The sequence below is a fragment of the Thalassolituus hydrocarboniclasticus genome, assembly GCF_025345565.1.
Lineage (GTDB): Bacteria > Pseudomonadota > Gammaproteobacteria > Pseudomonadales > Oceanobacteraceae > Venatoribacter > Venatoribacter hydrocarboniclasticus.
Genome location: NZ_CP054475.1, coordinates 3292414 through 3310803, shown reverse-complemented (window position 1 = coordinate 3310803; position 18390 = coordinate 3292414). Strand labels below are relative to the sequence as shown.

The following is an 18390-nucleotide window of genomic DNA, read 5'->3' as shown; positions in this document are numbered from 1 at the left end:
GCCATACGCTGGCACTTTGCCGTCACTGCTGATAAGCAGTGCGCCACAATAAAAATACAGGACAATCCGATGAACAATACCGTGCTGCACCAGTACGAAATATCCCCATTCTGCGCCAAAGTCCGGCGCGTGCTGCAGCTCAAAGGGCTGGATTATGAGGTGCGTAATATCGGCGCGCTGACAACACAGCTGGGCGGGGTCAAACGCCTGAGTCCGCAGGGTAAATTACCGGTACTGGAGTTCGGCGGTGAGCGTCTGGCGGATTCAAGCCTGATTGTGCGCGAACTGGAGCGGCGCTTTCCGGCGGTTGCGCCACTGCTACCAGACGATGAACAGCAGCGTGCTCAGGTGCATCTGTGGGAAGACTGGGCCGATGAGAGCTTGTATTTCCTCGAGGTGTATCTGCGCTTTGCCGTAAAAGAAAACCGTAACTACTGGGCCGGGCGTGTCTGTGCCGCCGATCCGGCCTGGTTTGCCACCATTGCCCGGCCGATAGTGCCGGCCACCATGATGAAGCAGCTGAAAGCTCAGGGCATGGGGCGTAAATCATTGGCGCAGGTATTGGCGGAACTCGATCAGCACCTGCAGATGCTGAATGCCCTGTTGCATGAGCGCGAATGGCTGGTGGGGGAGCAGATAACGCTGGCCGACATTGCCGTGGCCGTACAGCTACAGGCGATAGCGGCGACGCCACAGGGGCAAAAGGCGCTGCAGGGCTATCCGCGTATCCAGTTGTGGCTGGCGCGCAGTGGTGAGCAAGACACTGAATAAACAGGGCAGATCGGACCATGACTGTTCTGGCGTGGATCAATCCGGGCCAGTTCCGGCGTCACAGCGGAAAGAGGGCTGACAGCAGAGTGCGGCTGTTGTAAAAACAGGCCAACAACATAGAACGATGGTTCTATATTGCTGGTAAAAATAATAATAACCTCTGACTTCCCGTAAGCAGAGGTCGCTCGTTCTCTGCACAGGTGACGCTATGAAAACAACCCTGAAAACAACCCTCGCATTTTCCCTTGGTATGCTGGCTTCTGCCGGTGCGCTGGCCATGAGCTCAACCCCGCCAAGTGACCCTATTACCGATTTTCAGAACAGCTGGGCAGGCAAAGCCCTGGCTCATCAGCGCAGTATCGATATGAACTCGCCGCTGGCGGATAACAGCATGCTCGGCTCGCACAATACCTATAACTCTTCGGTCTACAGCGACCCGACCCGTTATATCGACCCGCAGCAGAAGCACTCCATCTACGATCAGCTGCGTATCGGTGCGCGCTTTATTGAACTGGATGCACACTGGACTGCGCACACCCATGGCTGGCCGTGGGAGTGGGGTACAGACCTGCTGCTGTGTCACTCCGGTATCGGCACCGAATGGGGCGATCTGCATGTTGGCTGCAGCCTGACCGACCGCCGCGTCAGCGATGGTGTGCAGGAAGTGGCGAACTGGCTGAACGACAATCCGCAGGAAGTGATCATTCTGTATTTTGAAGATCACACCGATGGTCATCATCAGGAACTGCTGAACATTCTGAACAGCAAACTGAACGGAAAAATCTACGCCAGCAATGGCTGTAAGAGCATCCCATCGAACCTGACCAAAGCTCAGGTGCGTGCCGCCGGTAAACAGGTTGTGCTGTGGAAAGACGGTGGCTGCTCTGATAACAGCGGTATGAAAAACCTCGCCTTTACCGGGCTGGGTGACATTGGCCGTACCTGGGAAGACCGCACCGCCGTGGGTGCTATCGGCGCCTTCTTTACCGGTGGTGCTGTGAACCGTATCGACAGTGCCGGCGTGGTGCAGGCATTTAAAAACGGCGTGAACATCGTCAACCTCGATAACCTGACCTATAACGACGGGCGTATGGCGGCCGGTGTCTGGTCATGGGATAACGGTGAGCCGAATAACTACAACGGCAATCAGGATTGCGCTGTGCAGTGGGGTAATGGCCGCTGGGATGACGCTGACTGTAACAGCAACTATCACTTCGCCTGTGAAGACAACAGCGGCAACTGGGCGATCAGCGCCTGGGCTGGTCGCTGGACCGATGGTGCGCAGGCTTGCTCACAGCTGGGTGGCAGCTACCACTTTGCCGCACCAACCAACAGCAAGGCCAATGAAGCGCTGAAAGCGGTTAAAGGGGGTATGAGCCATGTGTGGCTGAATGCTTCTGACCGTGCACAGGAAGGTAAGTGGGTGGCGAACTGAAGATTCAGACGCTGTCTCACCTGGCTCCCACGCTTTGCGTGGTAGCCCTTACTGGCACAGTTGCATTCCCACGCAGAGCGTAGGAACGAGGATGCAACCCAAATAAAAAGCCCGCATTTGCGGGCTTTTTATTATCTGGCTCCCACGCTCTGCGTGGTAGCCTGCTGGTTGCACGTTATTCAGATCCCTGCATTAACCTGTTCACCAACCACACGTCCAGCCGCTGGCTGATAACGGTTACGGCGCTTAAAGGTCGCCAGATCATTAAATGGCACGCCATTTTCTTTCATCACTTTTTGCGCAGCTTTTGCCGTCAGCTGGCGGATATAAAAGGGCTCGCCAACCACAAAGTGGTGAATGCCGTGGGTGCTGCCGAAATTAAAACAGAATAACTGCAGCGGCCAGAACAGCGGGTTGGTTAATACCTGTGTTTGCTGCAGTACGGAATTAACGTTGCCGTAGTAGTGCATATTTGAGCTGATAAAGTTAATGCTGAATGAACGCAGATAAAACGGCGCAATTAATACCACCACCCATATGTCCAGCAGTTCAAAGCGTGCCAGAGTTTCGGCCGACCACGCCGGAATAACACCAAAATAAGGCGCGATTATATTAATCGCATGGTAGCCCAGTACGCTGTACCAGACGGTAGCGGTGATCCACGGCAGAGGGAAGTTGGCGGCCAGCACACGGGCGGCGTGGTACAGCTTTTTACCTTTCGGTGCTTCGACCAGCGCGCGGGTAAAATTGCCGACAAAGGTATCCAGCATAATCAGCCAGCGCAGTGGCCCAAAGGTGCGGCCATTACCGATGCCACGCTCTTCGATGTCGGCCTCGGTACCTGAGGTTTTATGATGCAGAAAATGCAGGTGGCGGCGAATCCACGGATTAATCGTACCGGGGCGGAAAATCCACACACCGGCCATCATCAGATGGTGGATCAGTTTATTGTTTTTAAAGTACTGCCAGTGAATTAAATCGTGCTCCAGCTCATGCAGCAGCGAGGTTAAAAAAGCGACCGTCGGAATACACAGCCAGGCGCTGATCATGCCCTGCCAGTACGCAAAGCCCGTCAGCAGAATGCCGCTGATGGCAAACAGAAAAATGCTCATGCCAATCAGATTCTGATTGGCGAGAATCGGGTAGCGGCGGCGGGCGTCGTCACCGGCGCTGCGGATAACGCTGCGGATGGCTTCGATACGCTGCGCATCGGACTGCTGCAGCGTATCTTTTCCGGATGCCGGTGAGTCCGGGATATATTTTTTTATTATGCTCATAACCTGTTTCCTGTTGCAGATAATCCTGTCACTCCGGCGGCTGCGGTAAAACAGTGCAAATGGCCGCCGGTTCAGAATGTATTAGCCGCTAATCCGGTTGTTAAGGCTACCTGAAAAGCGTTAAATGGCCTGAAACCCTATGGTTTTTGTCCGAAAGACCCGGTTTATGGCCCGCACACTACTCAGGAAAGACGATGAGCCAGCTACAGCAACAGGCTATTTATCCGGCCGCCGAGCTTTTTCTGCTGAAGCAGTTTATGCGCCGCGAAGGCATTGCTCCGGCGCAGGCGCTGCTTGGTACCGGGCTGGATGAAGCGCAGCTGAGCCGGGCCGACTCGCTGGTATCGTCGGAGCAGTTTGATCGGATTTACCGCAATCTGTACCGCCTGGCGGCACGCGCGGATTTTGGTCTGGCACTGGGACAGGCGCTGAATCTGTCGCGCTGGGGATTATTGTCGGCGGCGCTGTTCAGCAGCAAAACCCTGGGCGATGCACTGGCTACTGCCAATCAGTTGCGGGTATTATTACGCAGTCGTTTTACCCTGAGTGCCGCGATGCGTGAGGGTGGTTACGATATTGAGGTGCGCAAACGCGAGGGCATGGAATATCCGCTCAATTCGGTATTTGCCCATGAAATGTTGTTTGCCAGTCTGCAGGTGCAGATTGCTCAGTTATTGGGGGCGGATTTTCGCTTCAGCGAGGTGCGGCTGAATTATCCGCCACCGTCTCATACCGCCGAATACAGCCGCTATTTTTCCTGCAAGGTGCTGTTTAATGCGCCGGTCAGTGGCTTCCGCATTGAACGCGATACCATGCATCAACCCCTGCCACTTGCGAACCCGGCGGCGAAACAACAGGCGATGCTGGTGGCCGAAGCAGAGCTGAAACGGGTGCTGCAGGTACAGAAGGGCGATATCGGCTGGCAGGTGCGGGCATTGATTCAGGGCAGCGAACAGCGTCTGGCATTAGATGATGTTGCTGCCGGTTTAAATCTTTCGCCGCGCACATTAAGACGAAAATTACAGGAAGCGGGGCTGACCTTTCGCCAGATCAGCGATGAAGAATTACTGAAAAAAGCCATGTTATTACTGGACGATCAGCAACAGAAAGTCAGCTCTGTTGCGGTAGCTTGTGGCTTTAAAGATTTACTCAGTTTCCGCGAGGCCTTTAAACGCTGGAGCGGTATGACGCCGCAGGAGTACCGGCGGCGCTGATACCGCAGGTTCAGCGTACCGGAATTCAGAGGCTTTTTAATTCGCCGATAAAACGATAGCCAACGCCGGCATCGGTTTCGATATAAGCAGGTCTGGTCGGGTCGTCACCGAGTTTATTACGGATCTGGCGGATAAAAATACGCAGGTAGTGGCTGTCTTCAATATGACTGTCACCCCAGTATTTGCGCAGCAGATATTGCTGCGTCAGTATTTGTCCCGGATGCTGAATTAATTCCAGCAATAATTCATATTCCCGCGGCGAAAAGCGGATGCGCTCACCATCGACGCTGACGGTGCGCGAGGGTAAATCGACTTTTAAATGACCGTCGTCGTAGCCCATTGGCGCCTGTTCTTTACCACTGGTGCTGCGCAGTACCGCACGGATACGGGCCAGTAATTCTTTTACGCCAAAGGGTTTTTCCACATAGTCGTTACAGCCATTATCCAGTGCTTCGACTTTTTCCCGCTCGCTGTTGCGCACCGATAACACAATGACCGGCGTTTCACAGAAGGTGCGCAATTCACGCAATACCTGCTGGCCATCGATATCGGGTAAACCGAGATCAAGAATAATCAGATCCGGTTGTTCCAGCGCAATCTGTTCAAGCCCGCGGCGGCCGGTATCGGCTTCACTCAGCTGATAGCCCTGCGATTCCAGACTGATGGTTAAAAAGCGGCGGATCTGCGGTTCATCATCAATGATCAGAATGCGCGTCATAGCGTTCCCCGGTTGGTGTTATCCATAGGCTCAGCATTGTTTCCAGGCACGGCATTATCCACAGGCAGGCTGAGGCGGAAACAGGTGCCCTGTTCTGCGGAGCTGTAAAGAATATTGGCGCTGCCACCATGGGCGGCGAGAATTCCCTGGCAAATAGTCAGACCCAGACCGGTGCCGCCGGTTTGCTGATCACCTTTGGCGAGGGTAAAAAACATATCAAAAATATGCGGCCAGTGTTCCGGCGGAATACCTGGCCCGGAGTCGGCAATATCAATCAGCAGGCGGTTGCCGCTGGCATGGGCATTAATCTGAATATTTTTACCGGCCGGCGTGTAGCGTACGGCATTTTCCAGCACATTAAAGGTGGCCTGTTCCAGCAGTGCGGCATGGACGTAGAGCAGGGGTAATTCCGGTTCAATCTGAATAACAATATTCTGACCGTCGAGTAACGGTTGCAGGCGTTTAAGAGAAACGCTGAGAATATCGTCGATACCGGCCCAGTCACGCTCCAGCTTTAATTCCCCCTGACCGATCTTGGTCATATCCAGTAACTTCTGAATATAGCGGTCCAGTCGTCGCGCTTCCGACAGCGTGTTGCGCAGCAGTTCGTCCTGTTGTGCTTCGCTCAGACTGGGACGCAAATCACACAGGCTGCTGACCGATCCGATCATGGTGGCCAGGGGGGTGCGTAAATCGTGGGATATGGACGACAACAGGGCCGAACGTAATTGTTCGCGCTCTTTAATCACGGTTTCCTGCTGCAGATTTTCGACCAGTAATACCCGGCTCCAGGCGAGACGGAGGATTTCGGCGGTGGCTTCAATACGGGTTTTCAGCCAGGCATTCACCGGCGCTTTCAGTGGTAACTGAATTTCGTGCAGGTGCTGATCGTTGTCGCACAGCACGATATGAAAACAATGATTATCCCAGTGGCTGCTTAAGCTGCCTTTCTTAACACCGTTGTGTTCGTTGCTGGCGCGGGTGTGGACAACGGATTGGGTATCCGTCTGTAATAAATCGGGTCGGAACAGGGCCTGTACTTCCTGCAGAAAAATATCAATCAGTTCTCCGGCCTGCATACAGGAAGCCAGTGACTGTGCCAGCATCATCTGCTGTTTGGTCCAGCGTTCGCTGCTTTGCAGGGCATCTACCTTTTCCCGTAAACCCGCGGCCAGCTGGCCGGTAACCAGCGCGACCAGAATCAGTAAAGAGGCAGTGAGAATATCTTCGCGGTGCAGAATAAACAGGGTGAAGTGGGGCGCGGTAAAAAAGAAGTTGTACGACAGAAAGGAGACAACCGCGCTCAGCAATGCCGGGCGGATGGCGGTGGAGACGGCCGTGAGCAGTACCGCTGCCAGATAAAATAAAGCGAGGCTGGCAGCCGGTAACAGCTCAGCAAAAAACCAGCACACCAGTGTGGCCAGTAACGGTGCTAATAAAGCCAGTAACCAGTGTGACCAGCGCCACCTGCTATTATCGTTCAGCAACATGCTATCAACCTCTCCAGAATACCGGGCTCAGCAGAACCATAACGGTAAGCAGCTCCAGGCGTCCAAGAATCATGGCAAAACTGAGAATCCATTTTGCTGCATCTGATACCTGGGCAAAATTACCGGCCGGGCCAATCATATCACCTAAACCCGGGCCGACATTGCTCAGTGCGGTGGCGGCGCCGGTAAATGAGGTGACAAAATCAAGGCCGGTAGCCGCCAGGGCAAGGCTGGTAATGGTCAGGGTCAGAAAGAATAAAAACGAGAACGCGACCGCCGACACCATAATATCGTCGGAGACGGTTTTACCGTTGTAGCGGATAGAAAAGGTGCCGCGCGGATGCACCAGTTTATTCATCTGATCGCGCAGAAACAGCCATGACAGCTGAAAACGGAATATCTTCATACCGCCACTGGTTGAACCAGAACAGCCGCCAACAAAAGTGACAAAAAAGAACAGACAAACACTGAATACACCCCACATGGTGTAATCCTGCGAGGCATAACCTGTGGTGGTAATCACCGACACGATATTAAACGCCACATGGGTAAGGGTGGTGAAAAAATCACGCTCCTGAGTCAGTGACAGCTGCAGGGTGAGCAGGAAAACCAGCGCCAGTACCACCAGTAAAAAACCATAGACCTGCTGATCACGCAGTGCGCTCAGACGCTTTTGTGAAACAAAGCGGATAAACAGCGTAAATGGCATTCCCCCCAGCAACATAAACACCACCGAAATCCACAGAATGGTGCTGTTAAAGCGTCCCATAGAGCTGTCATCGGTGGCGTAACCGCCGGTCGAAACCGTGGTCATGGCGTGGTTAATGGCATCAAAGGGAGTCATCCCCGCCAGCCAGTAGCAACAGGCACAGAGCAGGGTAAAGCCGCAGTACATAGACAGCAGCGCGCGGGCGAGATCGTGGAAACGCGGCAGCGATTTATCCGACCAGTCGGATGATTCAGTCTGGAACAGACGCATACCACCGACGCGCAGAAACGGCAGAATAGACACCGCCATACCAATCACACCAAAACCGCCAATCCACTGCAGCATTGAGCGCCATAACAGAATGGAGGGCGGCAGGGTATTAAGCTGCGACAACACCGTAGAACCTGTTGTGGTAATGCCCGATACCGCCTCGAACACCGCATCGGAAAAATTCAGTGGATGGTTGACCAGAATCAGCGGCAGGGCGCTGTAAAACGACAGCATCAGCCAGCTCAGACTGGTCAGCAGATATAACTGGCGCGCATTTAATGCAAAAGGACGGTTCAGGCCCGGCGCAACCAGTGTACAGCCAATCAGCGTAACGATGCAGGCAGCAAGAAAGAACGCGCGGTACTCACCGTCACCGCAGAATAAAGAATACAGGGCCGGTACCAGCAACAGGGTGGCTATCACAAAGGCCAGCAGACCACAGACAAATAAAACCGGACGAAAAAGCCTTAACACGCAGCACATCTCCCAGCGGACAGGCAACAACGCTATTGTCCGGCCGGAGGCTGTAAAAATTCGAGACAGCAAAGCGCGGGTTGCCGTAAAAATTCCGTAAGAATGAGGTTTGAGACGAACCTGAGAATGCAGCAGGAATCAGCTCTTATCGTTGGGAATAAGAGTGTTAGTGCACAAAAACAGAATCTGGACAGGGATAAAAATGGTGGGCCTGCTCGGACTTGAACCGAGGACCTAACGATTATGAGTCGTGTGCTCTAACCAACTGAGCTACAGGCCCTTTTGCTGCAGGGGCGTTTTGTTCAAAAAACAACCACTGAGAAAAGTCGCTGCGGAAACAGCGAAGGGCATTATAAGCAGCTCTCAGTGTGAGTGCCACCTCTTTGATTTGCATAAGAAAAGTGTCGGGTGAGGCCACTGCTCGCCGGTTCTGGCCGGGTTGTTGTATTGATTGTTGTGCCGGCTGGGTTGTTATAGCAGCCGTCTGGCTTACAGCCAGATCAGCAGGGCGGATAATGTCAGTACTGAACCCAGGGTGCTGAGCAGAATGGTGCGTGACACCACCGCGGCATCCTGCTGATAAAACTCGGCCAGCATATAGGGGCCGGTGCCCGTCGGCAGGGCGCTGAGCAATACTGCGGCACTGGCCCACAGCGGCGGCAGGGCAAACACGTAGGTGGCGAGCAGCCAGGTAAAAAGCGGATGGGCTATGAGCTTAATGCCCACCAATGTGCCGGCGCCGCGGGTGTTGCCGGGCTGTTTATGGGCAAGAAAAGCGCCGAGTGATATTAAGGCACAGGGCACAGTGGCGTCGCCGAGTAAGGTCAGCAGTGCGCCGGCCACCGCCGGCACATCCAGATTCAGCAGGTTCCAGGCAATACCAATCAGCGGCGAAATCACCAGTGGGTTTTTCAGCAGGGCGATTCCTACTTTAAGCATCGCCTGACCGATACCGCGTCCTTTCTGCAGGCTGACTTCGACACAGATAACGGCGATGGCAAACAACAGGCTGACCACCACCAGAGTGGCAATCAGGGCCGGTGCCAGGCCGCTGTCGCCGAGTACAAACAGGCACAGCGGAATGCCAACGTAGCCGGTGTTGGCATAGGAAGCCCCCAGTGCCTCGAGGCTGGCGGCAGCCAGTGGTGCACCGCGCCGGGAGCGCCACAGCAGGGTGAGAACAAAGGTGGCGAGGGTCGCGAGGGTAAAGGTGAGCACAAAGCCGCTGTGCCAGATATCGGCCAGCTGAGCTTTGGCGGTGAGGTTAAACAGCAGCGCCGGCAGGCACAGCCAGACCACCAGACGGTTCAGTTCGGAAGCGGCACTTTCGCCCAGCCGGTGAGTTTTGCGCAGAATAAAACCGAGCAGGATCAGGCCAAAAATAGGCGTCAGGGTATTGAGAATAAAAGACATTGTTGCGCTGCTGCATTGAGTACGCTGTCAGCATAATGGGGTGGCTGCAACGTCACAATCTGGATTTAGTCGTAGTAACGCTCTGTGTAGAGCGGCGGATTTGTTGTTTGACCTTAAAGTCAGCTTTAAGCGTAGTATTGTACTTTTGCAGAGCTGTTACCGGAGGGCGTGATGAAAATTGGTGAACTGGCGGAAGCAACCGGGCTCAGCGCGTCGCGTATCCGTTTCTATGAAAAAATAGGCCTGCTCCGCGCGGTAAAACGTCAGGTTAATGGGTATCGCAGCTATCCGGCGGAGGCTGTGGTTTATCTGGGGTTGATTACATCAGCCCAGCAGGCTGGTTTCAGTCTTGATGAGTTGCGGGCGTTGCTGCCGGCGGATCTGGCGCAATGGGATCATGGTTCGCTGGTTGCTGCGATGCGCGCCAAACTTGCGGATATTGAAGCCTTGCAAAAACGTCTGGAAGAGAGCCGTACGCAGTTGCTTGAGGTGCTGCACGAAGTTGAGCGTAAACCGGCGGATATGGATTGCGCCGCTAATGCTAAACGCGTGCTGGCACAGTTTGGTATGGGTGAGGCAAAAGACTCGTAGCGGGCCACCGCTATGTGGTGGCCCTGTTTCTTATAGTTCTAAGTTTCTTATTGGTTTAACTTTCTATTGGTTTAAGTACCCATCGCGCATAGCCTGCAGGCCGCGCTGATAAGGGGTGACCACAAAGTCCGGAAAGCGGCGTTTGAACTTATCGGATACGAAGATGTTATCGGCCTTGTAGCGTGGTAATAATTCTTCGGTCTCACGTACCTTGCGGTTAATCAATGCGGCGAATTTCAGCTTCCAGGCTTCCATCACCTGATAGTCCGCTGTGGTGGCGAAAATATCCGCAGCCAGCCTGATGAACTCTTTGTAGGTCAGACGGTTATCGTCACAGGGCAGGTGCCAGGTCTGATTGTAAGCATCCGGCGTATTGCCCAGCAGAGCCATGGCGCGGCTGGCATCCGGGGTGTAAATCAGTGAGCGCAGGGTGTCGTCACGCAGAAATACCCGTGCTTTGTCGCCTTTCAGCAGGGGTTCAAGCACTACGGAATTGGTAATGCTCTGGGTTTGTCCGGGGCCATAAAATTCCGGAGCACGACAAATCAGCGCTTTTATACGTCCTGCCTGCATGGCCTCCAGCAGTTGCCGGGTAATGGCTGCCCGCACACGGCCTTTGGCACCGACTGGAGCAAAAGGAGATTCTTCAGTTAATGGTGTGCTGTTCTGCGGGTACATATAAGTGTTGTCGAAGTAAACCAGCTTCACCTGATGAGTACTGCAGGCATCAATCACATTGCGCATGATGATTGGCCACTGCTCAACCCACTGCGCGGTATTAATCGGCAGGCCAGCGGTCAGGTAAACAATCTCTGAACCTTCTACTGCACGCAACGTTTGTTCTGCGTCCAGCAGATCGGCTTTGAACAGCTGATCTGAGTCGTTGATCTTGCGCGGATTGCGACTGACCAGACGGATATTGTCGGTAAATTCACGTTTCAGGCTGATGGCCAGTTCGCGCCCGATCTGGCCGTTTGCGCCGAGTATTGTTTGCATGGTTCTGCTCCTGTTAATCAGACGTCAGGCGGTTGGACATGCGTTTTCTGGTACGCACACATCCCCCGATTCAGGCCATGCTAAGGTTAAAGTTAACTTCAGGGTCAAGGGTTTAAATCTTTACATTTTTAGTTGTTTGCAGGCGCTTGACCTTAAAGTCTGGTCGAACGTTAGCATGACTTTTATCCGCTGTTCCCCGGAGTTTAGTCCGGGCGGGCAGCTTCAACAGAAAGAGGTAAAGGTTATGAATATCCGCACATTCGCCGTCGTGGCAGGCATGGCTTTCGGTTCCATCAGTGGTGCTGCAGTGGCTGATAATGTCGGTGCACTGAGTGCAGAGCAAAGCACCATGATTGATCTGGGTGGTCATGAGGTTCCGGTGCTGAAAGGGGGGCTCTACGATCGCTACCGTTCAAATCCACCGTTGTCGGTGGTGGAGCAGGAGCGTCCTGATATCGATTTAAGCTGGTTTAAAACGCTGAGCAAAAGCAAAGCCGATATGGGCTTTGAGTCCTGGTCGCCGAACTTTTATTACCAGAACAGCCGTACAACCGCGGTGTTTACTGCCGATATCAACAAGCTGCGTGAACTGATGCCGGCTGAGGTTCTGGAACAGGTTCAGCCGCTGCAGATATGGCCCGGACGTGGCGTAGTGGCGCTTACCGCATATACCTATTTTTACTGCGATAACGACAGCTACAACGAAATTGCGCTGTCGGTTATTACCAATAAGCCCGGTCACAGCAGTTTCGGGCCGCTGACGCTGGCTGGTCAGTCAATGAATCACGATTTTTGGGGATATGTGCTGAAATTGCCGGTAAATACCGAGCTGGCGCGGGTACGCGGTGTGGTGGGCTACAACCTGCCGAAGTGGAAAACGGACATTAATCTGCGCGAAACAAACGACAGTGTAATTTACGAAGTAATGGATGCCGACACAGGTAAGGTTGATTTTGTATTCGAGACGGAAAAACTCACTGATTTATCCAGCGAGCCACAATATGCCCGTAACAGCTACACCAACCTTAATCATCAGGGTGAATTAAGTACCGGGTATGCCGATTCTGTACAAACATCATATGCCTCAACCTCGGACAGTGATGCGGTTAAATTGCAGCTGAGCGATGGCAGTTTCTCGCGTTATATTAAAGCGCTGGATCTGGGGAAAATGATGAAATACGAATATGTGCCGGAGTTTCAGGTCGCTTTGTATGCACCTCAGACATTAAAGAGTTATCTGGCAAGCGAATAAATTTTTCGCTGGAATTAATACAACCCCGGCACTGACCGGGGTTTTCTTTATTCAGATTTTCCGGATTTATTTTTTATCACTTTCGTCTTTAATTCCGCTTCGCGACGAACCTGAAGTTGTTCCTGCAGCCATTGCCCTGCTGGCCCAAGAGCTGTGCGCCGTGACCAGGCAACATCGATTTCCACGCTGCGTGGATAACCACTCATTGGTAGCTCCACCAGATTCTGACCAAAGCGTTTGACGACGGTGCGGGGAAGTTCTGCCCAGCCGAAACCGCGTTCGGCAAATTCCAGCAACGTCAGATAATCCGGCGCTGACCAGGCCTGGCCTTTATTGTGCTGCTGGCCGGGTGCATAGGTACGGATCAGCAGCTGGCGTTCATTCTCCAGATCCTGCCGGCGCGGGTTACGCAGCCGGGCCAGTGGATGGTCGCGGTGCACATACAGGCTGAACTGCGCATTATCCGGCAGGCGGGCGGTGGCGACGTCGGCCGGATACTGACTTTGTGCGGCGAGGATGCCGATATGCACTTGCCCCTTCTGAATCATATCGATGACATCAGCGCCTTCCGCCGGGCCACAGCGCAGCTCTGTGTGGGGAAAGCGTTCGGCAAAGCTGGCCATCACTTCACCATGAAAGACGACGCTGTAGATATCGGTCATCACCAGTGACAGCAAGGGTTCAATATTGGCCGCCAGCCGCTGGGCCAGAGCATCGAGTTGTTCGCTGGCGGCGAGAATGGCTTCCACCTGCGCCAGTACCTGACGCCCGGCTTCGTTCAGTTGCGGCTGACGGCCACTGCGGTCGAACAGCGGGCAGCCGATATCCGTTTCCAGATTGGCAATGGCGATGCTGATGGTCGACTGGCTTTTGCCCAGACGCCGTGCAGCGGCGGAAAACGAACCGCTGGCGGCCGCCTCAACGAAGGCTTTCAGGGATTCCGGTGAATAGCGCATGTATTGATAAAACCGATGGAAGCTATGTTTTAAGTATCTGTTTTATGAAAGATCATGGCAATCCGCTTTATTTGCCAGACGACCGACCATGAAGACCATCCTGAACAAAGAACGCATTATTCACGCCACCGGTTTCGAGCTGATTGCGATTTTGCTGTTTACCCCGTTAATGGCCTGGGCACTGAATGCTGAGGTCGCCACGACCGGTGCTCTGACGGTGATGATGTCGTTGCTGGCAATGCTGTGGAACATGGTTTACAACGGCCTGATTGACCGTTACCGGACAACGGAACGACAGCACTGGCGTTTTCGTGTACGGCTGTTGCACGGTGTGGCCTTTGAGGTCGGATTGGTGGTGCTGTGTCTGCCACTGGCGGCCTGGATGCTGGATCTGACACTGTTGCAGGCATTCTTTGTCGAGCTGGCATTCTTCGTTTTTATTCTGCCTTACACCGTGCTCTATAACTGGGGCTTCGATAAGGCGTGGGGGCGTTGGCAAAGCAAAACAAAGCCGGCAGCTGCTGTTGTTTGATGTTCGGCTGGCCAATAAAAGAACATAAAAAACTCTTGGAAAAAGCGCATAAAAAAACCCGCACGTGGCGGGTTTTTCTATGGCAGCGGACGATTACTCGTCGATAAAGCTGCGCAGGTGATCGGAGCGCGAAGGGTGACGCAGTTTGCGCAGAGCCTTGGCTTCGATCTGACGGATACGCTCACGGGTTACGTCGAACTGTTTGCCGACTTCTTCCAGTGTGTGGTCGGTATTCATGTCGATACCGAAGCGCATACGCAGTACTTTGGCTTCTCTTGCGGTCAGGCCGGCCAGCACAGAGCGGGTGGCTTCGGTCAGGCCGTCAGAGGTAGCCACATCGAGAGGAGACTCGGAGTGAGTATCTTCGATGAAGTCGCCCAGATGTGAATCTTCATCGTCACCGATCGGGGTTTCCATGGAGATTGGCTCTTTGGCGATCTTCAGTACTTTGCGGATTTTGTCTTCCGGCATTTCCATGCGCTCGGCCAGTTCTTCCGGCGTTGGCTCACGACCCATCTCCTGCAGCATCTGACGGGAGATGCGGTTCAGTTTGTTGATGGTTTCGATCATGTGCACCGGAATACGGATGGTGCGCGCCTGGTCAGCGATAGAACGGGTAATCGCCTGACGAATCCACCAGGTGGCGTAAGTGGAAAACTTATAACCACGACGGTATTCGAATTTATCTACCGCTTTCATCAGACCGATGTTGCCTTCCTGAATCAGATCGAGGAACTGCAGACCACGGTTGGTGTATTTTTTAGCGATGGAAATAACCAGACGCAGGTTAGCCTCAACCATTTCTTTCTTGGCGCGACGGGCGCGGGCTTCACCGATGGATACGCGACGGTTAACTTCTTTAATTTCCGGAATGCTCAGACCAACACGTTCTTCAACGGCGCGGATTTTCTTCTGCGAACGGAAAATTTCCAGACGGTAGGTGTCCAGTTTTTTCGAGTAGCTGTGACCGGCAGCGATCAGGCCGTCGATCCATTCGTTGCTGACTTCGTTACCCTGGAATTCTTTGATGAAGTCTTTACGGTCCATGCCGCACTTACGGGTCATCATCACCATGATCTGACGTTCCTGAGTACGGATCAGATCGAGAGAATCACGGGCGCTGTTAACCAGAGAATCGAAGTATTTCGGCGTCAGTTTAATTGGCGCGAACAGCTCAGCCAGTTTGGCCAGAGCTTCTTCGGTTTTCTTGTGTGCACGACCATTTTTGGCCAGGGATTTTTCCATGGCGTCATGGGCTGCACGGATTTCATCGAAACGGCGGGTAACTTCGGCCATGTCGATGCCGCTGTCTTCGCTGTCATCACTGCTGTCGTCGTCATCAGTGCTGTCGTCGTCGGTTTCTTCTGCGGCGGCCGCGGCAGCTTCCGGACCGGCCTGTGGGCCTGGCTCAGGATCAACATCGGACGGATCGATAAAGCCGGAGAAAATATCGCCAACGCGGTTCGGATCTTCTTCCGCTTCTCTGAAAGCGTTCAGAATGGTTTCCGCAGCGCCCGGATAGTAAGCCAGAGCGGACATCACTTCGCGGATGCCTTCTTCGATACGCTTGGCGATTACGATTTCGCCTTCGCGGGTCAGCAGTTCCACTGTACCCATTTCGCGCATATACATACGCACAGGGTCGGTGGTGCGGCCAACATCGGATTCAACCAGAGCCAGGGCAGCGGCCGCTTCTTCTGCTGCGGCGTCATCGGCGGCATCAGACATAAACAGTGAGTCACCATCGGGCGCAACTTCAGATACCGGAATACCGATATCGTTGATCATGCGGATGATGTCTTCGACCTGATCCGGATTGGCAATATCGTCCGGCAGGTGGTCGTTTACCTGGGCATAAGTCAGGTAACCCTGCTCTTTGCCTTTGGCGATAAGTTCTTTAAGACGGGATTGTTGCGTGTTCGCTGACATAGAAGCCCTGTGTTCCGTTTTTTAAGGCGGAAGAAAAACGCCGAAGTATAACTTTTAACCGATCTTTAGGCCATAGGCACGACGTTAGGTTCCGCTGTTTTTGCGGATGCCGGTGCCTGTAACCGCAGGGTTCGGTTGCTTGCTTCACTATCTTCAGCAAGGTCAGTTAACGTGGGAAATCGGCCTGGCGAAAATATGCCCGGATGTGCCGATGCTGGCCTCTTGGCTCTGTCACGTTGGTTGCTGCGCTGCTGCAGTCGTTTATTGAATCCGGCAGCATTATAAAGCGGCTGTTGTCCGGATTCAGAAGTTCTTTGTATATAAGGGCTGTTGGTTAAATCTCAAGCCCCTGCGGCCGTTTTCTTTGCTGTCTTGCGGCCACTTTGTCTGTTTTTTGTTCAGTGTCTGTTCTCAGTGGCGGGCGTAAATGCGCGCACGCTTTTTGTTAATGCTGTGCAGTTGCTGGTGCAGTTCGCGTTTACGGGCTTTTTCTTCGTCGCTGAGTTTCTCGCCGCGTTCAAATTTGCTGGTCAGAGTGCGCAGTTCGGCGCTGAGTTTGCGCGCGCTCATCTGTTTCAGCACCACGGCGATATCGGCCGCGGTCGGTTTCATCTGGCTGTTGGGGTTGTCGGCCAGCTGCTGCAGTTCTGCCTGGTAGGGCGAGCCGATCCACTGAATAAGCAAACCGACACTGCTTTGTTGCGGTGCCTGTTTCAGTTTGCGCAGCACTTCAATCAGCAGGCGTTCGTACTCACTCTCCGGTTCGGTGTCGGGCAGTTCTAGTTCGGCTGAAAGTGATGGCTGCTTGACCAGCGCGGTCAATGCTTTATGCACCAGTGGCGCCAGGGTATCGGCACTGTGATCCTGATGCGGCGGCTGCGGTTCGTGCCGGTCATCGTCCAGATAAGAAGGCAGCTGCTCTTCGTATTGTGCCTGTTCCGCCACGGCGGCTGTTGCTGGTGGCGATGACTCAAGGCGGTCGAGGGCGACACTGTCGGCGCCCAGTTCGTCACGCAGTTTATTGCGCATCAGGCTGCGCAACATGCCTTTCGGCAGTTTATTAATTAACGGGGCGGCCAGCTGATCAAGGCGGGCTTTGCCGTCCAGAGTGTCGAAGTCGACCTGTTCTTTCAGGTGCTCGAACAGAAATTCCGGCAGATGCACGGCCTGATTCAGGCGCTGTTCAAAGGCATCTTTGCCTTCCTGACGCACCAAAGTGTCCGGGTCTTCGCCATCGGGCAGAAACAGGAAGCGTGCCTGTACGCCGTCTTCCAGTACCGGTAATACGGTTTCCATCGCCCGCGCTGCGGCGGTGCGGCCGGCCTGATCGCCGTCAAAGCAGAAAATCACTTCCGGCACGACTTTGAATAAGCGCCGCAGGTGGTGCTCGCTGGTGGCGGTGCCAAGGGTGGCGACGGCGTAATGAATGCCGAATTCGGCCAGCGCGACCACATCCATATAGCCTTCGACGATGACGATGCGGGTCAGCTTCTGGCGGATTTTTCGTGCTTCGTACAGGCCATAAAGCTCGCGGCCTTTCTGGAAAATCGGGGTTTCCGGCGAGTTCAGGTATTTGGGTTTTTCGTCACCCAGTACGCGACCACCAAAAGCGATATAGCGGCCGCGGGCATCGCGTATCGGAAACATAATGCGGTCGCGGAAACGGTCGTACGTGCGGCCATCTTCTTTTTCAATCAGCATACCGCAGCTGATCAGTTGTTTGATCAGCTCGCGTTCGCCATTGGCGGCGAGAAAATTCTGCAGGTTATCCCAGCCGGGCGGGGCGTAACCGATACCGAAGAATTTGGCTGCTTTGCCGGATAAACCACGGTTCTTTAAATAATCGACGGCTTTGCCGCGCTGTTCATGGCTGCGCAGCATTTTTTCAAAATAATCGCCGGCTTTCTGCATCAGGTCGAACAGTGGCTGGTGTTGTTGTTCCTGGCGGGCTTCGAAGCTGACCTGTTCTTTCGGCACTTCCATACCGGCCTGGGTGGCCAGTTTTTCTACCGCATCGGGAAAACTCAGACCATCGAATTCCATCACGAATTTAAGCGCGCTGCCGGAAGCCCCGCAGCCAAAGCAGTAATAAAACTGTTTGTCCGGGCTGACGGTAAACGACGGTGACTTTTCGTTATGGAAAGGGCAGCAGGCGGAGTAGTTTTTGCCGGTCTTTTTCAGTTTGACACGACTGTCCACCACATCGATTACGTCGACGCGGGCGAGGAGGTCATCTATAAAAGACTGGGGTATGCGGCCTGCCATAAATGCGATGCCTGTTGCTGAGCGTATATTTGATTAAGCCGTATAAACGACAAAAGCGCTACACACCGGGATGGGTAGCGCTTCTATTGCCTGCAGAG

15 protein-coding genes and 1 tRNA gene are annotated in these 18390 nt (G+C 53.8%); 6 read left to right on the top strand and 10 right to left on the bottom strand.

All coding sequences use genetic code 11. The features are described 5' to 3' along the window. Positions 1-69 precede the first annotated feature (69 nt). Positions 70-771 (top strand): glutathione S-transferase family protein, encoded by a 702-nt coding sequence (locus HUF19_RS14790; RefSeq protein WP_260997336.1) that lies wholly within the window; start codon positions 70-72, stop codon positions 769-771. 208 nt (positions 772-979) lie between these two features. Further along, entirely contained in the window at positions 980-2206 is a 1227-nt protein-coding gene (locus HUF19_RS14785) for a phosphatidylinositol-specific phospholipase C domain-containing protein (RefSeq protein WP_260997335.1), read from the top strand. Positions 2207-2385: 179 nt separating this feature from the next. On the opposite strand, the gene HUF19_RS14780 is transcribed toward HUF19_RS14785, so the two are convergent. Next, a complete protein-coding gene (locus HUF19_RS14780; RefSeq protein WP_260997334.1) occupies positions 2386-3483 on the bottom strand; it encodes a fatty acid desaturase in 1098 nt (365 codons plus the stop codon). A gap of 194 nt (positions 3484-3677) precedes the next feature. Here HUF19_RS14780 and HUF19_RS14775 point away from each other — a divergent pair, with 194 nt between their 5' ends. Continuing rightward, entirely contained in the window at positions 3678-4697 is a 1020-nt protein-coding gene (locus HUF19_RS14775) for an AraC family transcriptional regulator (protein ID WP_260997333.1), read from the top strand. A 25-nt stretch (positions 4698-4722) separates the two neighbouring features. On the opposite strand, the gene HUF19_RS14770 is transcribed toward HUF19_RS14775, so the two are convergent. From HUF19_RS14770 to HUF19_RS14750, 5 genes are all read right to left on the bottom strand, one after another. Continuing rightward, entirely contained in the window at positions 4723-5415 is a 693-nt protein-coding gene (locus tag HUF19_RS14770) for a response regulator (protein ID WP_225693039.1), read from the bottom strand. Next, complete coding sequence (locus tag HUF19_RS14765; protein ID WP_260997332.1) at positions 5412-6905, bottom strand: sensor histidine kinase; 1494 nt, start codon at positions 6903-6905, stop codon at positions 5412-5414. The genes HUF19_RS14770 and HUF19_RS14765 overlap by 4 nt, the downstream gene beginning before the upstream one ends. Before the next feature lie 4 nt (positions 6906-6909). After that, complete coding sequence (locus HUF19_RS14760; protein WP_436317768.1) at positions 6910-8367, bottom strand: TrkH family potassium uptake protein; 1458 nt, start codon at positions 8365-8367, stop codon at positions 6910-6912. Between the two features lie 194 nt (positions 8368-8561). Next, positions 8562-8638 (bottom strand) — tRNA-Ile (locus HUF19_RS14755). A 209-nt stretch (positions 8639-8847) separates the two neighbouring features. Further along, entirely contained in the window at positions 8848-9771 is a 924-nt protein-coding gene (locus HUF19_RS14750) for an AEC family transporter (RefSeq protein WP_260997330.1), read from the bottom strand. Between the two features lie 171 nt (positions 9772-9942). Here HUF19_RS14750 and HUF19_RS14745 point away from each other — a divergent pair, with 171 nt between their 5' ends. Next, complete coding sequence (locus tag HUF19_RS14745; RefSeq protein WP_260997329.1) at positions 9943-10362, top strand: MerR family transcriptional regulator; 420 nt, start codon at positions 9943-9945, stop codon at positions 10360-10362. A gap of 63 nt (positions 10363-10425) precedes the next feature. Here the strand turns inward: HUF19_RS14745 and HUF19_RS14740 are convergent, their stop codons facing one another. Next, positions 10426-11358, bottom strand: coding sequence for an NAD-dependent epimerase/dehydratase family protein (locus HUF19_RS14740; protein ID WP_260997328.1), 933 nt, complete (start codon positions 11356-11358; stop codon positions 10426-10428). Between the two features lie 244 nt (positions 11359-11602). Here HUF19_RS14740 and HUF19_RS14735 point away from each other — a divergent pair, with 244 nt between their 5' ends. After that, complete coding sequence (locus HUF19_RS14735; RefSeq protein ID WP_260997327.1) at positions 11603-12610, top strand: hypothetical protein; 1008 nt, start codon at positions 11603-11605, stop codon at positions 12608-12610. Positions 12611-12657: 47 nt separating this feature from the next. Here HUF19_RS14735 and HUF19_RS14730 read toward each other — a convergent pair whose 3' ends face one another. Further along, positions 12658-13566: a LysR family transcriptional regulator gene (locus tag HUF19_RS14730; RefSeq protein ID WP_260997326.1), complete on the bottom strand. Its 909-nt coding sequence runs from the start codon at positions 13564-13566 to the stop codon at positions 12658-12660. Positions 13567-13654: 88 nt separating this feature from the next. On the opposite strand from HUF19_RS14730, the gene HUF19_RS14725 reads away from it, so the two are divergent. Continuing rightward, positions 13655-14098 carry a multidrug/biocide efflux PACE transporter gene (locus tag HUF19_RS14725; RefSeq protein ID WP_260997325.1) on the top strand — a complete coding sequence of 148 codons (444 nt, stop codon included), beginning with the start codon at positions 13655-13657 and terminating at the stop codon, positions 14096-14098. A gap of 93 nt (positions 14099-14191) precedes the next feature. On the opposite strand, the gene rpoD is transcribed toward HUF19_RS14725, so the two are convergent. Both rpoD and dnaG read right to left on the bottom strand, forming a co-directional pair. Next, positions 14192-16027, bottom strand: coding sequence for an RNA polymerase sigma factor RpoD (rpoD, locus tag HUF19_RS14720; protein WP_260997324.1), 1836 nt, complete (start codon positions 16025-16027; stop codon positions 14192-14194). Positions 16028-16438: 411 nt separating this feature from the next. Beyond that, positions 16439-18292, bottom strand: a complete 1854-nt coding sequence (gene dnaG, locus HUF19_RS14715; protein WP_260997323.1) for a DNA primase — start codon at positions 18290-18292, stop codon at positions 16439-16441. Positions 18293-18390 lie beyond the last annotated feature (98 nt).

Excerpts from the sequence above, each read along its gene's own strand:
- HUF19_RS14735 (WP_260997327.1), top strand. The coding sequence starts at position 11,603 with ATGAATATCCGCACATTCGCCGTCGTGGCAGGCATGGCTTTCGGTTCC.
- HUF19_RS14780 (WP_260997334.1), bottom strand. The coding sequence starts at position 3,483 with ATGAGCATAATAAAAAAATATATCCCGGACTCACCGGCATCCGGAAAA.
- HUF19_RS14790 (WP_260997336.1), top strand. The coding sequence starts at position 70 with ATGAACAATACCGTGCTGCACCAGTACGAAATATCCCCATTCTGCGCC.
- rpoD (WP_260997324.1), bottom strand. The coding sequence starts at position 16,027 with ATGTCAGCGAACACGCAACAATCCCGTCTTAAAGAACTTATCGCCAAA.
- HUF19_RS14730 (WP_260997326.1), bottom strand. The coding sequence starts at position 13,566 with ATGCGCTATTCACCGGAATCCCTGAAAGCCTTCGTTGAGGCGGCCGCC.
- HUF19_RS14770 (WP_225693039.1), bottom strand. The coding sequence starts at position 5,415 with ATGACGCGCATTCTGATCATTGATGATGAACCGCAGATCCGCCGCTTT.
- HUF19_RS14725 (WP_260997325.1), top strand. The coding sequence starts at position 13,655 with ATGAAGACCATCCTGAACAAAGAACGCATTATTCACGCCACCGGTTTC.
- HUF19_RS14765 (WP_260997332.1), bottom strand. The coding sequence starts at position 6,905 with ATGTTGCTGAACGATAATAGCAGGTGGCGCTGGTCACACTGGTTACTG.
- HUF19_RS14740 (WP_260997328.1), bottom strand. The coding sequence starts at position 11,358 with ATGCAAACAATACTCGGCGCAAACGGCCAGATCGGGCGCGAACTGGCC.
- HUF19_RS14785 (WP_260997335.1), top strand. The coding sequence starts at position 980 with ATGAAAACAACCCTGAAAACAACCCTCGCATTTTCCCTTGGTATGCTG.
- HUF19_RS14750 (WP_260997330.1), bottom strand. The coding sequence starts at position 9,771 with ATGTCTTTTATTCTCAATACCCTGACGCCTATTTTTGGCCTGATCCTG.
- HUF19_RS14775 (WP_260997333.1), top strand. The coding sequence starts at position 3,678 with ATGAGCCAGCTACAGCAACAGGCTATTTATCCGGCCGCCGAGCTTTTT.
- HUF19_RS14760 (WP_436317768.1), bottom strand. The coding sequence starts at position 8,367 with ATGTGCTGCGTGTTAAGGCTTTTTCGTCCGGTTTTATTTGTCTGTGGT.
- HUF19_RS14745 (WP_260997329.1), top strand. The coding sequence starts at position 9,943 with ATGAAAATTGGTGAACTGGCGGAAGCAACCGGGCTCAGCGCGTCGCGT.
- dnaG (WP_260997323.1), bottom strand. The coding sequence starts at position 18,292 with ATGGCAGGCCGCATACCCCAGTCTTTTATAGATGACCTCCTCGCCCGC.